Below are 13,929 nucleotides of genomic sequence, written 5' to 3'. Positions count from 1 at the left end.
CCCCTCACCCTAACCCTCCCGAAACGTCGGACCGCCCGGAGGGAGAGGGGACCGATTGGGGGATATTGGAGAAGTACGCCGACCTGAAGGATTTGCTTTGAATCCAAAATCGACTGTTTTTTCAGGTCGATGTATAACGCAAGACTACTCGGTCAGTCCCCTCTCCCTCCGGGAGAGGGTTAGGGTGAGGGGGCCTTTGGGGGTCAGATCCGGAACTGCCCCACCAACTTCCCAAGCCGCTGCCCCAACTCCGCGAGACTGCGCGAAGTCTGCGCCCCCAACTGTGTCTCATCCGCCACGTTATCCACCGCCACCGCAATCTGATGCACGCTGCGGTTGATCTCTTCCGCTACGGCCGTCTGCTCTTCGGCAGCACTGGCGATCTGCGCGTTCATCGAGTTGATGGTCGCAATCAGATCCGCCATGGCATCCAGCGATGCCCCCGCCTGATTGGCTTGCGCCGATGTACCATCACCCGCCTCGCTGGAACGGCGCATCGCTTCGACCGCCGACTGCGTCCCCGCCTGCAAGCGATCAATCATCCCCTGAATTTCCTGAGTGCTGATCTGCGTGCGTGAAGCCAGCGCCCGCACCTCGTCCGCCACCACCGCAAATCCGCGCCCGGCCTCGCCCGCCCGTGCCGCTTCGATCGCGGCGTTGAGTGCCAGCAGATTGGTCTGTTCGGCAATCGAGCGAATCACCCCGAGCACGCCGACAATCGACGACACGTCTTGTTGCAAGCTGTCGAGGGAAACCCCGCTGCTGCGAATGTCGTCCACCAGCGCATGAATCTGCTTGATGCTGCCGGCCACCACGCGCTTGGCGGTCTGGCCTTCTTCGTCGGTCTGCTGCGCGGCGACGGCGGCGTTCTGTGCGCTCTTGGCGACTTCTTGCGCGGCAGCGGACATTTCATTGATCGCCGTCGCGACCTGATCGGTCTCATGGCGCTGACGCTCCATGGCCTGATCCGAGCGCTGGGCCTGATCCGACACTTGCGTCACCAGCCCGGTCAGTTGCGAGGTCATCTCGGTGATCTGCCGCACCAGGCCGTGGATCTTGTCGACAAAGCGGTTGAACGAGCCGGCCAGTTCGCCGAGTTCGTCCTGGCTGGTGATGGTCAGACGGCGGGTCAGGTCGCCCTCGCCCGCCGCGATGTCATCGAGGTTGGCTTTCATCAGGGTCAGCGGCCGCAGAATGGTATTGGCCAGCACCAGACCCGCCACCGCGATCACCAGCAACACGATCACCGCCACGCCGACGATGCTCAGCACCACGCCTTCCATGCGCTCCTGAACCTGGGCCTGAACCAGCGCCACTTGCGCCTCGATGCCGTCGAGGTTGACCGATGTACCGAAGGCCATGTCCCACTTCGGCAGGTATTCGGTGTAACCGAGTTTCGGCACCAGCACCTGCGCGTTACCGGGCAGCGGCGAGCTGTATTGCAGGTAGTGAGTACCGTCCTTCGCCACTTTCACCAGGTCGCGGTTGACGTAGACGCCGTTCGGGTCGCGGTTGTCCTTGAAGCTTTTGCCCACACCGTCGGGATCGGTGGACTTGAACAGACGCACGGTCTCGGAGTCGTAGCCGAAGAAGTAGCCGTCCTTGCCGTACTTGATGCTCGACAGCAGTTTGATCACCTGCGCCCGCGCGTCGGCGTCACCGGGAGCGGCGGCGTCGTACAGCGGTTTGATGGTGGTCATGGCCACGGCGACGTAGCTGGCCAGGGTGGCCTTGGCGTCGCCGAGCAGGCGTTCGCGGGTCTGTTCGACTTCCTTGTGCGCCTGTTCCTGGAGGATGAACAGCGTGGTCAGGCTGATCACCAGCGCGAAGAGCAAGACCGGAAGGACGGCAAGGGACAGGACTTTAGCCTTGAGACTCAGGCGCATGGGTGCTCACTCTTTTGGTTTTATTGGCGTGGATAAAGGCTTTAACGGCACGCAAAACCAAAAGTTGAGCTGGGTCTTGACCAGATCGTTACCACGCAGCAGTAACGATCTGGTTTGGGGCTTACAAGACCATCGCGGCTACCCAGCCGAACGCAAGCAGCGGCAGGTTGTAGTGCAGGAAGGTCGGGACCACAGTGTCCCAGATGTGATGGTGCTGGCCATCGATGTTCAGGCCGGAGGTCGGGCCGAGGGTCGAGTCCGACGCGGGCGAACCGGCATCGCCCAAGGCACCGGCCGTCCCGACGATGCAGACAATGGCAATCGGGCTGAAGCCCAGTTGCACGCAAAGCGGTACGAAAATCGCCGCCAGAATCGGCACCGTGGAAAACGAAGAACCGATGCCCATGGTCACCAGCAACCCCACCAGCAGCATCAGCAAGGCACCGATGCCTTTGCTGTGATTGATCCAGGACGCCGACGATTCGACCAGCGTCTGAACCTCACCGGTGGCCTTCATCACTTCGGCGAAACCGGAGGCGGCGATCATGATGAAGCCGATCATCGCCATCATCTTCATGCCTTCGGTGAACAGGTCATCCGTCTCGCGCCACTTGACGATGCCCGACGCCGAAAAGATCAGGAAACCTGCCAGCGCCCCGATAATCATCGAGTCCAGCAACAACTGAATAATGAAGGCCGCCGCAATCGCGACACCGGCGATCAACAGACTCCGCGGATTGTATTGCACCGCCACCTGCTCGACCTGCTCGATTTTCCCCAGGTCGTAGACGCGCTTCTTGCGATAACTGATAAAGGCGATGCCCAGCCCCACCAGCATGCCCAGCGCCGGAATGCCCATGGCATGGGTGACGTTGATGCCGCTGATGTCGACGCCGCTGCGGGCGACGTTGGCCAGCAGGATCTCGTTGAGGAAAATATTGCCGAAACCCACCGGCAGGAACATGTAAGGCGTGATCAGGCCGAAGGTCATGACGCAGGCGATAAGCCGGCGATCCAGCTGCAGCTTGGTCAGTACATAGAGAAGCGGCGGTACCAGCAACGGAATGAACGCGATGTGAATCGGCAGGATGTTCTGCGAAGCAATCGCCACCACCCACAGCAGGCCGATCAGCAGCCACTTGACGCTGCCGCCACCGGTCGCATGCTGACGATCGACCATCGCCAAAGCCTTGTCGGCCAGCGCATGAGCCAGGCCGGACTTGGCAATCGCGACGGCGAAAGCACCGAGCAATGCGTAGGACAATGCGACCGTCGCCCCGCCGCCCAGACCACTGTTGAACGCCTTGAGCGTGGCGTCGATGCCCAGGCCGCCAGTCAGGCCACCGACCAGCGCACCGACGATCAACGCGATCACCACATGCACCCGGGACAGGCTGAGGATCAGCATGACGCCGACCGCAGCAATCACTGCATTCATTTCACTACCTCAAGAACACTGCGATGAAATCATCACCGCCAGACAGGATGAGTCCGCCCGGCAATACCCGAAGGCCGCCAGCGGATTTGAATAGAGGGTCTTATTAGAAGGGCGCGCACTGTGCCGCAGCGCGCGCGCAGTGTCAAAGCGAGCGGTCGCGACACTGTGTAACTTTCCATGATCAAACTCTCTGACAAGGCATATCCGCCACAATGTGCGTCAATTCGCCCCATTGCATTTGCGCCATAAAGAAAGTCGAAACGCAGCCGTTACAGTGCAAAGTCTCAGATATTTATCGAATAAGGACGTTTCCATGTCGCTCAGACAACTTTCCATCCAATGGAAAATCACCCTGCTCGCCGGGCTCTGCCTGGCCGGTATCGTGACCCTGTTGGTGGGTCTTTCGCTGTATCGCATGGAGCACAGTTCCGAACTGGTGAAAGCTTCGAGCATGGAAATGCTCACCGAATCGGCCCAGGCGCGCATCGAATCCCAGGGCGAAGTTCAGGCTGCGGGCATTCGCCAGCAGTTCATGGACGCCTATCAATATGGCCATGGTTTTTCGCGTCAGGTGCTGTTCCTGCGCGAACAGGCCGAGAAGCGCTTCCTCGATGCCTTCGATCTGCGCGAAGACATGACCCGTCAGGTGAAATCGGCATTGCAAGCCAACCCGGAATTGCTCGGTCTGTCGCTGGTGTTCGAAGCCAACGCACTGGACGGCAAAGACGAACTGTTCGCCGGACAAAGTGAATTAGGCAGCAACGACAAGGGCCGCTTCGCCTTGTACTGGTCGCAGCCGACACCGGGCAAAGTCACCTCGATGGCACTCCCGGAAAGCGACATGGCCGACACCAGCACCGGCCCCAGCGGCCAGGCCGCCAACGCCTGGTTCACCTGCCCGCGCACCACGCTCAAGCCGTGCGTGATCGAACCCTACTTCTATGTGATCGACGGGCAAAAGGTGCTGATGACCAGCATCGTGTTCCCGCTGATGGTCAACGGCAAAGTCATCGCCTCGCTGTCGGTGGACATCAACCTCAACAGCCTGCAAGCGATCAGCCAGGGCGCCAGCAAAAAGCTCTATGACGGCCAGACCGCCGTGAGCATCATCAGCCCCGCCGGCCTGCTCGCCGGTTACAGCCCGGACGCCGGCAAACTCAGTCAGCGCCTCGACGCGGTGGACACCACCAGCGGCGCTGAACTGCTGCGCCTGCTGGCCTCGAGCAAAACCGTCAGCAGCCTGCACAGCAATGCGCAGCTGAAAGTGCTGTCGCCGTTCCAGCCGATCCCTGGTGGGCCGTCCTGGGGCGTGCTGCTTGATGTGCCGGAAAAAGTCCTGGTCAGCCGCGCCGAAGCGCTCAAGCAACAACTGGATGCCAGCAATACCTCGGGCACGCTGATCGAGCTGAGTCTGGGCGTGCTCGCCGCGCTGGTCGGCCTGTTGCTGGTGTGGCTGATGGCTCGCAGCGTGACCAAGCCGATCCTCGGCGTGGCCCACATGCTGGAAGACATCGCCAGCGGCGAAGGCGACCTGACCCGTCGTCTGGCTTATGACAAGAAAGACGAACTCGGCCAGTTAGCCGGCTGGTTCAACCGTTTCCTCGACAAACTGCAACCGATCATCGCCGAAGTGAAACGCTCGGTGCAGGACGCGCGCAACACCGCTGACCAGTCCTCGGCCATTGCGACTCAGACCAGCGCCGGCATGGAGCAGCAATACCGTCAGGTCGATCAGGTCGCCACCGCGTCCCACGAAATGAGCGCCACTGCTCAGGACGTCGCCCGCAGCGCTGCGCAAGCTGCCGAAGCTGCGAAAGATGCCGATCGCGCTACCCGTCAGGGCCTGACCGTGATCGACCGCACCACCGCCAGCATCGACCACCTCGCCGCCGACATGAGCGCAGCGATGATCCAGGTCGAAGGCCTGGCCGCCAACAGCGAGAAGATTGGCACCGTGCTGGAAACCATCCGCGCCATCGCCGAGCAGACCAACCTGCTGGCCCTCAACGCCGCCATTGAAGCGGCCCGTGCCGGTGAGGCCGGACGTGGCTTTGCGGTGGTGGCCGACGAAGTGCGCAACCTCGCCCGCCGCACTCAAGAGTCGGTGGAGGAAACCCGCCAGGTCATCGAGCAATTGCAGAACGGCACCCAGGACGTGGTCGGTTCGATGGGCAACAGCCATCGCCAGGCCCAGGGCAGCGTCGAACAGGTCGGCCAGGCCGTGACCGCGCTGCGCCAGATCGGCGATGCGGTGACGGTAATCAGCGACATGAACCTGCAGATCGCCAGCGCCGCCGAAGAACAGAGCGCAGTGGCCGAAGAGATCAACAACAACGTGGCGACGATTCGTGATGTGACGGAATCGCTGTCAGGGCAGGCGAATGAATCGGCGCGGGTGAGTCAGTCGCTCAATAGCCTGGCGAATCAGCAGCAGAGTTTGATGGATCAGTTTCGGGTTTGACGCGGGATTGCTGAAGATCAAAAGCTTACCCCCTCACCCCAACCCTCTCCCCAGGGGGGCGAGGGGGAAAGGGAGCAGATCTTCATGCCGTTCAAACCTGAGTTCGACTGAAGGCTTTCAGGTCGATGTATCCCGCACATCCACCTCGGTCAGTTCCCTCTCCCTCCGGGAGAGGGTTAGGCGGGCGGCGTTCCGATGAGGGGGCTCTTGAAGGCTCACCGCCGAGGTAGTTGAATCTCCACCTTCAACCCGCCCCACTCGCTTTCGCCAAGCACCAAAACCCCACCCCAAGTCTCGACAATATCCCGCACAATCCCCAGCCCCAACCCATGCCCATGGGTCTGCTCATCCAGCCGCGTCCCACGGCTGAACACCTGAGCCCGCTGCGCCTCGGGAATCCCCGGCCCGTCGTCTTCCACGCTCAACACAAAACCTTCAGCGGTCTCGATCACGCTCAGCCGCACCTCGGCATCCGCCCATTTACAGGCGTTGTCCAGCAGGTTGCCGAGCAGTTCCAACAGATCTTCGCGATCCCACGGCAAATGCAGCCCGGGTGGCGCCACATAGCTCAACGACAGATGCTCGCCGTGAATCATGTTCAGCGTTGCGAGCAGCCCCGGCAGTTCCGCGTCGCAGTCAAACAACGCCCCCGGCAGTGCATCGCCGGACAACCTGGCGCGATTGAGCTCACGATTCAGCCGCTGCTGAACCTGCTCCAGCTGTTCCTTGAGGATCTTGCGCAACTCGGGATGGGCATCGAGTTTTTCGTTCGACGCCAGGCTCAGCAGCACTGCCAGCGGGGTTTTCAACGCGTGCCCGAGGTTGCCCAAGGCATTGCGCGAACGCTTGAGGCTGTCTTCGGTATGCGCCAAAAGATGGTTGATCTGCGCAACCAGCGGCTCCAGTTCCGCCGGCACCTGCTCATCCAGTTGTGAACGCTGGCCCTGCTGCAACTGAGCGATCTGCTCGCGAGCCCTTTCCAGTGGTCGCAAAGCCTGGTGCACGGTCAGTCGTTGCAGAATCAGGATCAGCAGAAGCCCCACCAGGCCGAGACCCAGACCGATCTGACGCATGCGCTGGAAGCTTTCGCGCACCGGTGTGTAATCCTGAGCCACGCTGATCGAGATCGATTGGCCAAGCCGTCGATAGTCGGAGCGCAGCACCAACAATTGCTGACCGTCCGGCCCCAGTTGCAGGTTGCTGTGCAGGCCCGGCTGCTCAAGCAGCGGCAGTTCCTGATCCCACAACGAGCGGGAGCGCCAGTGGCTCTCGGCAAAATCGATACGGAAATAATGCCCGGAAAACGGCCGCTGATAGGCCGGCGACAAGTGCCGTTCATCAAGCTGCAAGCCTTGCGGGCCACGCACCAGCGCCACCAGCAGGCTCTCGCTGTCATTGCGCAGGCCAGCCTCGAGGTAACGCTGCAAACCCACTTCGAACAGCCACAGGCTCGATTGCGCCAGCACCAGGCCAACGATCACCATCACGCTGATCAGACCCAGGCTCAAGCGGCGCTGGATCGATCTCACGAAGCTTGTCCGCCGAACAGGTAACCCTGACCGCGACGGGTTTCGATCACACTTTTGCCGAGCTTGCGACGCAGGTGATTGACGTGGACTTCAAGCACGTTGGAATCGCGCTCGGTTTCACCGTCGTAGAGGTGTTCGGCGAGGTGGCTCTTGGAAAGGATCTGCTCCGGGTGCAGCATGAAATAGCGCAGCAGGCGGAACTCGGCAGCTGTCAGCTGAATGTCGGCGCCGTCACGCACGACACACTGGCGCCCCTCGTCCAGATGCAGCCCCGCCGACTTGAGCGTCGGCTGGTTGGCCTGGCCCTTGGAGCGGCGCAGCAGCGACTGAATGCGCAGGTGCAACTCTTCCGGGTGGAAGGGTTTGGTCAGGTAGTCGTCGGCACCCGCCTTCAGGCCTTCGATGCGCTCAGCCCAGGAATCCCGGGCGGTGAGGATCAACACCGGGGTCGCCAGCCCGCCGGCGCGCCATTGCGCCAGCACTTCAAGGCCCGGCACGCCCGGCAAACCAAGGTCGAGAACGATCAGGTCGTACGGCTCACTGCGGCCCTGATAAACCGCATCACGCCCGTCTGCCAGCCAGTCCACGGCATAGCCCTGGCGTTGCAGGCCGACGATCAGCTCATCGGCCAGGGGGACGTGGTCTTCCACCAGAAGCAAACGCATCGGTCAATCTTCCTTGTCTTTCAGTAAACGGCCAGTGGCGGCCTCAAGATGCAACTCGCGCGCGACACCGTCGACGGTCAGCAACTCGACTTCGTAAATGTAGACGTCGTGTTTTTCTTCCAGCTCGACTTCCAGCAGTTTGGCGCCGGGGTAGCGATCCAGCGCGTTATGCAGGACTTGCTCCAGCGGCAGAATCACCCCCTGCTGACGCAGGCGCAGGGCCTCGTCCTGATCGAGGTCGCGGGCCGTCACCGCCGAGCAGACAATCAAAAGCGCCAACGCAGTTCGACTGGCGGCGCGAGCATTAACCTTCATTACGTATCCTGATGATCCTTGAGCACTTGCCCGCTGACGGCGTCCAATTCCAGATCCCATTCCAGCCCCTGTGGATCACGCAGATCAACTTGGTAGAGGTACTTGCCGTACTTCTCTTTCAGTTCGGAGTCGGTAATGGTGGAACCCGGATGCCTGGCCAGCGCCGTGGCATTGAGCTTCTCGAAGGAGACGATAGTACCAGCGTCGCGCAGGCGCAGGGCTTCGTCCGGGCCAAGATCGCGGGCATGAGCGAGGCTCGCGCTCAGACCGATGAACGAGGCGAGGCTCAAGGCAGTCAGGGTTTTCATGGGGCCTCCGTGTTTTATGTGTCGCTACAGCCGGCACCATAACGGTGCGAACTTAACTGAAACTGAATTGCCATCATCGAGCCCGCTGCCGCAGGGCCGGCAACATGTGTTTATAATTCTTCGCTTGCTAACGATCGAGACCGGTATGACAGCCATCCACATCAAGTTCCCTGCCCTCACCCTCAAGGCCGGCCCCCGCGCCATGGCACGCATCCGCGCCCAAGGCCTGAACGCCGCCGACGTCGGCACCCTGCCCGGTGCTGCCGGTGGGCCGAAGGCGCTGGGGATTCAGGGGCTTGATCTGGCGCTGTTCGGCGAGTGGCTGCCGGCGGCGCCGCGTGAGCGCTCGCTGATCGGTGCGTCGGTGGGCTCCTGGCGCTTCGCCAGCGCCTGTTTGCCGGATGCCGCCGAAGGCATTCGCCGCCTCGGTCATCTGTACACCGAGCAGAACTTCAACAAAGGCGTGACCATCAGCGACGTCAGCCGCAGCTCGCAGCGCATGCTCGATGACCTGCTCGACGGCCGCGATGCGCTACTGCTCGACAACGCCCATTACCGCTTGAACATCATGGTGGTCAAAAGCCACGGCGGGCTGGCGGATGACCATCGCGGACGGCTCGGGCTGGCGCTGGGTTCAGTGATCGCCGACAACCTGCGGGGTCGTGCTCGACTGTCGCGGCACTTCGAACGGCTGATTATCCACGACCCGCGTCTGGCGCCGCCGGTGCATGCGCTGAACGATTTCCCGTCACGTTTCGTCACCCTCAATGCCGGCAACCTGCGTCAGGCGCTGCTGGCGTCCGGTTCGATTCCGATGGTCATGGAAGGCGTACGCGACCTGCCGGGCGCCGGTGCCGGCACGTTCCGCGACGGCGGCCTGCTGGACTATCACCTCGACCTGCCCTACAGCGGCGACGGCATCGTGCTCTATCCGCACTTCACCGACCGGGTGATCCCGGGCTGGTTCGACAAGACCTTGCCTTGGCGCAAAGCCTCGGTGGAGCGTTTGCAGGACGTGCTGTTGCTGGCGCCGTCCAAGGAATACCTGGCGCGTCTTCCCTACGGCAAACTCCCCGACCGTAACGACTTCAAGCGCTTCATGGGCGATGCACCGAGCCGGCAGAAATACTGGCGGGCGGCGATGGACGAGAGCCGCCGGCTGGGCGACGAATTCCTTGAGCTGACTGCCAATGGTCGCCTCGCCGAGCGCTTGCTGACCCTTTAGTCAGCACAGCCGGGGACAAGCTGGTAAACTCGCCGCCTGCCCGAATTCGCTGCGGCGAACGCCATCTGAACAGAGCTGAAATCACTGTGGAAATCTTCAAGGAATTTACGTTCGAATCCGCCCACCGCCTGCCCCACGTACCGGACGGCCACAAGTGCGGACGCCTGCACGGTCACTCGTTCAAAGTGGCGATTCACCTGAGCGGCGACCTCGATCCGCACACCGGCTGGATCCGTGATTTCTCCGAGATCAAGGCGATTTTCAAGCCGCTGTACGAGCGTCTGGACCACAACTACCTGAACGACATTCCGGGCCTCGAGAACCCGACCAGCGAAGTGCTGGCCAAATTCATCTGGAATGAATTGAAGCCCCTGCTGCCGGAACTCAGTGCGATCCGCATCCACGAGACCTGCACCAGCGGTTGCATCTATCGCGGCGAGTAAATCCCGCGACACAAAAAACCACCGGGACCGGTGGTTTTTTTACGCCTATGCTTTTTGGCTCGAACCCGCCAAGAGGACAGGCCCATGACAGACTGGCTGCTGGATCAGGTCTTTGACTTCAATGGGCGACAGATTCGCCACGGGGTGCGCGGCGACGGCCCGCCGCTGGTATTCGTGCATGGCACGCCCTTCTCTTCTTACGTGTGGCATCGCATCGCGCCGCATTTTTTCGCCACACATCGAGTGCATTACTTCGACCTGCTGGGCTACGGGCGGTCCGAGCAACCGGACGCCGATGTCTCCCTCGGCGTGCAAAACGAATTGCTCGCGCAACTGCTGGATCACTGGGGCCTGCAACGCCCGGACGTGGTCGCCCACGACTTCGGCGGCGCCACTGCCCTGCGCGCGCATCTGCTCAACGGCAAGGATTACCGCACCCTGACGCTGATCGACCCAGTCGCGCTGACGCCGTGGGGCTCGCCGTTCGTGCAGCACGTGCGCCAGCATGAGGCGGCGTTCAGTGGCCTGCCGGATTACATCCAGCGTGCCATCGTGCCGGCCTACATTCGCGGGGCCATTCACCGGGATATCCCCGATGATGAACTGGCGCCCTATGTGCGGCCGTGGCTGGGCTATCCCGGGCAAGCGGCGTTCTACCGGCAGATCGCGCAGATGGATCAGCGCTACACACTGGAAGCGCAGCCGCTGTACCCGACGATCCGCTGCCCGGTGCAGATTCTCTGGGGCGAGGAGGATCAATGGATTCCCATCGAACGCGGCCGGGCCTTGCATCAGATGATCCCCGGATCGCAGTTTCATCCGATCCCGAATGCCGGGCATCTGGTGCAGGAAGATGCGCCTGAAGCCATCGTTGCTGCGCTGCTGCGGTTCCTGTGAGCCGAAACATAACCCGTGGGAGCCAGCCTGCTGGCGATAGGGCCGGCACATTCAACATCTGCGTTGTTTGACACACCGCCATCGCCAGCAGGCTGGCTCCCACTTTGTGCTTTGGTGGATGCAGGCGCACCGCTTTCGCGCCAAATCCGCCACCTCGTCTATACATAACCCCGTCAATCCGTGACTGGCACGACCGCTGCAACCTCTTCGCGTCCTCCCCTTTTCAGCAAGGAACGCCCCATGACGCAGAACGATCCTGGCAACGATTACCCCCTCAGCGAAGTCCCGATGCACGCGCGAAAAGGCCTCGCCTCCACCGCGATGGTGCTGCTGGGCTTCACCTTTTTCACCGCGACCATGTTTGCCGGCGGCAAGCTTGGTGTAGCGTTCAACTTCGGCGAAATGCTCGCCGTCATCGTCATCGGCAACCTGCTGCTCGGCGTGTACGCCGCAGGCCTGGGTTACATCGCCTTCAAGAGCGGCCTGAACTCGGTACTGATGGGGCGCTTCTGTTTCGGCGAAGTCGGCAGCAAGCTCAGCGACCTGATTCTCGGGTTCACCCAGATCGGCTGGTACGCCTGGGGCACCGCCACGGCAGCGGTGGTGCTCGGCAAATATTTCGCCCTGGACGACAGCACGGTGCTCGGTCTGATGGTGCTGTTCGGCCTGGTGTTCTGCGCCACGGCCTATGTCGGTTATCGCGGGCTGGAGATTCTGTCGTACATCGCGGTGCCGGCGATGATGTTGCTGCTGATGCTGTCGATGTGGGTCGCGACCGTGAAAGTCGGCGGCCTCAATGGTTTGCTCAGCGTCGTACCGACGGGTTCGCTGGACTGGTCGACCGCCATCACGCTGGTGTTCGGCACCTTCGTCAGTGGCGCGACCCAGGCCACTAACTGGACACGTTTTTCCCGTTCGGCTCGGGTCGCGGTGTTGGCCAGCCTGATCGGTTTTTTCATCGGCAACGGCCTGATGGTGCTGATCGGCGCCTATGGTGCAATCGTCTATCAACAGCCCGACGTGGTTGAAGTGTTGCTGCTGCAAGGGTTCGCCATGGCCGCAATGGCCATGCTGTTACTGAACATCTGGAGCACCCAGGACAACACCATCTACAACTTCGCCGTCGCTGGCTGCAACCTGCTGCGCACCGGTCGCCGCAAGACCGTGACCCTGGTCGGTGCCGTGATCGGCACGGCACTCGCACTGCTGGGCATGTACGACATGCTGGTGCCTTATCTGATCCTGCTCGGCACGGTGATTCCGCCGATTGGCGGGGTGATCATGGCGGACTTTTTCTTCCGCTGGCGCGGTCAATATCCACGCCTGGCCGACGCACGGTTACCGGCGTTCAATTGGCCGGGGCTGGCGGCTTACGCGGCCGGCACCGTCGCGGCGTTCGGCTCGCCCTGGGTCGCGCCGCTGGTCGGGATCGCCGTTGCCGCGTTAACGTATATCGCAGTGACCGGCCTGCTCGGCGCCCGCAACGCGGCCGCCCCTCTACAAGATCTATAAAAGGATTCGCCCGATGCACATCATCAACGCCCGACTGCGCAACCAGGAAGGTCTGCACGAATTGCACCTGGAAGATGGCCTGATCCGCAGCATCGCGCGCCAGACCGAAGCGCCGACCCTGGGCCCTGACGACCTCGACGCCGGCGGCAATCTGGTAGTGCCGCCTTTCGTCGAACCACACATTCACCTCGACGCCACCCTGACCGCCGGCGAACCACGCTGGAACATGAGCGGCACGCTGTTCGAAGGCATCGAATGCTGGGGCGAGCGCAAGGTCACCATCACCCAGGAAGACACCAAGAACCGGGCGAAGAAAACCATTCAGACACTGGCCGCCCACGGCATCCAGCATGTGCGCACCCACGTCGACGTCACCGACCCGCAACTCACCGCGCTCAAGGCCATGCTCGAAGTGCGCGAGGAAAGCCGTCACCTGATCGACCTGCAAATCGTCGCGTTCCCCCAGGAAGGCATCGAGTCGTTCCGCAACGGTCGCGAGCTGATGGAAGAAGCGATCCGCATGGGCGCAGACGTGGTCGGCGGGATTCCGCATTTCGAATACACCCGTGATCAGGGCGTCAGCTCGGTGAAGTTCCTGATGGACCTGGCCGAGCGCACCGGCTGCCTGGTGGACGTGCATTGCGACGAAACCGACGACCCGCATTCGCGCTTCCTCGAAGTGCTGGCCGAAGAGGCCCGCAGCCGTGACATGGGCGCGCTCGTGACCGCCAGCCACACCACGGCGATGGGCTCCTACGACAACGCCTACTGCGCAAAACTGTTCCGCCTGCTCGGGCATTCGGGGATCAGTTTCGTCTCCTGCCCGACCGAAAGCATTCACCTGCAAGGTCGCTTCGACAACTTCCCGAAACGCCGCGGCGTGACTCGTGTGAACGAGTTGCTCGAAGCCGGCATGAACGTCTGCTTCGGCCAGGATTCGATCGTCGATCCGTGGTATCCGCTGGGCAACGGCAACATTCTGCGGGTGCTCGAAGCCGGCCTGCACATCTGCCACATGCTCGGTTACCGCAACCTGCAAAGCGCCCTGGACCTGGTCACCGACAACAGCGCCAGGGCCATGCACCTCGGTGAGCGCTACGGCCTGGAACAGGGCCGTCCGGCGAACCTGCTGATCCTGTCGGCGGACAGCGATTACGAAGTGATCCGCAGCCAGGGTCTGCCGCTGTATTCGATCCGCGCTGGCAAGGTATTGATGAAGCGGCAGATGCCGGTGGTGGAGTTCGTCTAAG

General features: G+C 61.9%; 12 protein-coding genes and 1 pseudogene. 7 read left to right on the top strand and 6 right to left on the bottom strand.

Features of this window, described 5'->3' with window-relative positions; genetic code table 11:
* Positions 1-203: 203 nt before the first annotated feature.
* Both ACW9HX_RS22290 and ACW9HX_RS22285 read right to left on the bottom strand, forming a co-directional pair.
* A complete protein-coding gene (locus tag ACW9HX_RS22290) occupies positions 204-1,886 on the bottom strand; it encodes a methyl-accepting chemotaxis protein (protein ID WP_457382276.1) in 1,683 nt (560 codons plus the stop codon).
* 121 nt (positions 1,887-2,007) lie between these two features.
* Positions 2,008-3,324, bottom strand: coding sequence for a Na+/H+ antiporter family protein (locus ACW9HX_RS22285; protein WP_064380903.1), 1,317 nt, complete (start codon positions 3,322-3,324; stop codon positions 2,008-2,010).
* Between the two features lie 313 nt (positions 3,325-3,637).
* On the opposite strand from ACW9HX_RS22285, the pseudogene ACW9HX_RS22280 reads away from it, so the two are divergent.
* Positions 3,638-4,927: pseudogene (locus ACW9HX_RS22280) on the top strand (HAMP domain-containing protein); the annotation flags it as partial.
* 102 nt (positions 4,928-5,029) lie between these two features.
* Entirely contained in the window at positions 5,030-5,785 is a 756-nt protein-coding gene (locus ACW9HX_RS22275; RefSeq protein ID WP_457382277.1) for a methyl-accepting chemotaxis protein, read from the top strand.
* Between the two features lie 215 nt (positions 5,786-6,000).
* Here ACW9HX_RS22275 and ACW9HX_RS22270 read toward each other — a convergent pair whose 3' ends face one another.
* Genes ACW9HX_RS22270 through ACW9HX_RS22255 form a run of 4 tightly spaced genes read right to left on the bottom strand, consistent with a single transcriptional unit; the run spans position 6,001 to position 8,602 of the window.
* Positions 6,001-7,314, bottom strand: a complete 1,314-nt coding sequence (locus tag ACW9HX_RS22270) for a sensor histidine kinase (RefSeq protein ID WP_457382275.1) — start codon at positions 7,312-7,314, stop codon at positions 6,001-6,003.
* Positions 7,311-7,979 carry a response regulator transcription factor gene (locus ACW9HX_RS22265; protein WP_457382274.1) on the bottom strand — a complete coding sequence of 223 codons (669 nt, stop codon included), beginning with the start codon at positions 7,977-7,979 and terminating at the stop codon, positions 7,311-7,313. Before ACW9HX_RS22265 ends, ACW9HX_RS22270 begins: the two co-directional genes overlap by 4 nt.
* A 3-nt stretch (positions 7,980-7,982) precedes the next feature.
* The gene (locus ACW9HX_RS22260; protein ID WP_457382273.1) at positions 7,983-8,294 is read right to left on the bottom strand and encodes a PepSY domain-containing protein; all 312 of its coding nucleotides are present in this window, start codon (positions 8,292-8,294) and stop codon (positions 7,983-7,985) included.
* Positions 8,294-8,602, bottom strand: a complete 309-nt coding sequence (locus ACW9HX_RS22255) for a PepSY domain-containing protein (RefSeq protein WP_457382272.1) — start codon at positions 8,600-8,602, stop codon at positions 8,294-8,296. The genes ACW9HX_RS22260 and ACW9HX_RS22255 overlap by 1 nt, the downstream gene beginning before the upstream one ends.
* Positions 8,603-8,747: 145 nt before the next feature.
* On the opposite strand from ACW9HX_RS22255, the gene ACW9HX_RS22250 reads away from it, so the two are divergent.
* The 5 genes from ACW9HX_RS22250 to codA all read left to right on the top strand — a co-directional run bounded on the left by ACW9HX_RS22250 (position 8,748) and on the right by codA (position 13,928).
* Positions 8,748-9,827 (top strand): patatin-like phospholipase family protein, encoded by a 1,080-nt coding sequence (locus tag ACW9HX_RS22250; RefSeq protein WP_457382271.1) that lies wholly within the window; start codon positions 8,748-8,750, stop codon positions 9,825-9,827.
* 86 nt (positions 9,828-9,913) lie between these two features.
* Complete coding sequence (queD, locus tag ACW9HX_RS22245; protein ID WP_007955941.1) at positions 9,914-10,270, top strand: 6-carboxytetrahydropterin synthase QueD; 357 nt, start codon at positions 9,914-9,916, stop codon at positions 10,268-10,270.
* Positions 10,271-10,354: 84 nt separating this feature from the next.
* The gene (locus ACW9HX_RS22240; protein ID WP_457382270.1) at positions 10,355-11,167 is read left to right on the top strand and encodes an alpha/beta fold hydrolase; all 813 of its coding nucleotides are present in this window, start codon (positions 10,355-10,357) and stop codon (positions 11,165-11,167) included.
* 240 nt (positions 11,168-11,407) lie between these two features.
* Positions 11,408-12,679, top strand: coding sequence for a cytosine permease (codB, locus tag ACW9HX_RS22235; protein ID WP_457382269.1), 1,272 nt, complete (start codon positions 11,408-11,410; stop codon positions 12,677-12,679).
* A gap of 13 nt (positions 12,680-12,692) precedes the next feature.
* Complete coding sequence (codA, locus tag ACW9HX_RS22230) at positions 12,693-13,928, top strand: cytosine deaminase (protein WP_457382268.1); 1,236 nt, start codon at positions 12,693-12,695, stop codon at positions 13,926-13,928.
* The last annotated feature ends 1 nt before the right edge of the window (position 13,929 follow it).

The organism is Pseudomonas sp. SDO52101_S400 (assembly GCF_054071635.1).
Note: the sequence above shows the minus strand (reverse complement) of the source record. Positions and strands in the feature narration are given on the sequence as shown.

Bases quoted from the DNA above. Each gene is read 5' to 3' on its own strand.
- ACW9HX_RS22275 (WP_457382277.1), top strand. From the start codon at position 5,030: ATGGAGCAGCAATACCGTCAGGTCGATCAGGTCGCCACCGCGTCCCAC.
- ACW9HX_RS22285 (WP_064380903.1), bottom strand. From the start codon at position 3,324: ATGAATGCAGTGATTGCTGCGGTCGGCGTCATGCTGATCCTCAGCCTG.
- ACW9HX_RS22290 (WP_457382276.1), bottom strand. From the start codon at position 1,886: ATGCGCCTGAGTCTCAAGGCTAAAGTCCTGTCCCTTGCCGTCCTTCCG.
- ACW9HX_RS22250 (WP_457382271.1), top strand. From the start codon at position 8,748: ATGACAGCCATCCACATCAAGTTCCCTGCCCTCACCCTCAAGGCCGGC.
- codB (WP_457382269.1), top strand. From the start codon at position 11,408: ATGACGCAGAACGATCCTGGCAACGATTACCCCCTCAGCGAAGTCCCG.
- codA (WP_457382268.1), top strand. From the start codon at position 12,693: ATGCACATCATCAACGCCCGACTGCGCAACCAGGAAGGTCTGCACGAA.
- ACW9HX_RS22240 (WP_457382270.1), top strand. From the start codon at position 10,355: ATGACAGACTGGCTGCTGGATCAGGTCTTTGACTTCAATGGGCGACAG.
- ACW9HX_RS22260 (WP_457382273.1), bottom strand. From the start codon at position 8,294: ATGAAGGTTAATGCTCGCGCCGCCAGTCGAACTGCGTTGGCGCTTTTG.
- ACW9HX_RS22255 (WP_457382272.1), bottom strand. From the start codon at position 8,602: ATGAAAACCCTGACTGCCTTGAGCCTCGCCTCGTTCATCGGTCTGAGC.
- ACW9HX_RS22265 (WP_457382274.1), bottom strand. From the start codon at position 7,979: ATGCGTTTGCTTCTGGTGGAAGACCACGTCCCCCTGGCCGATGAGCTG.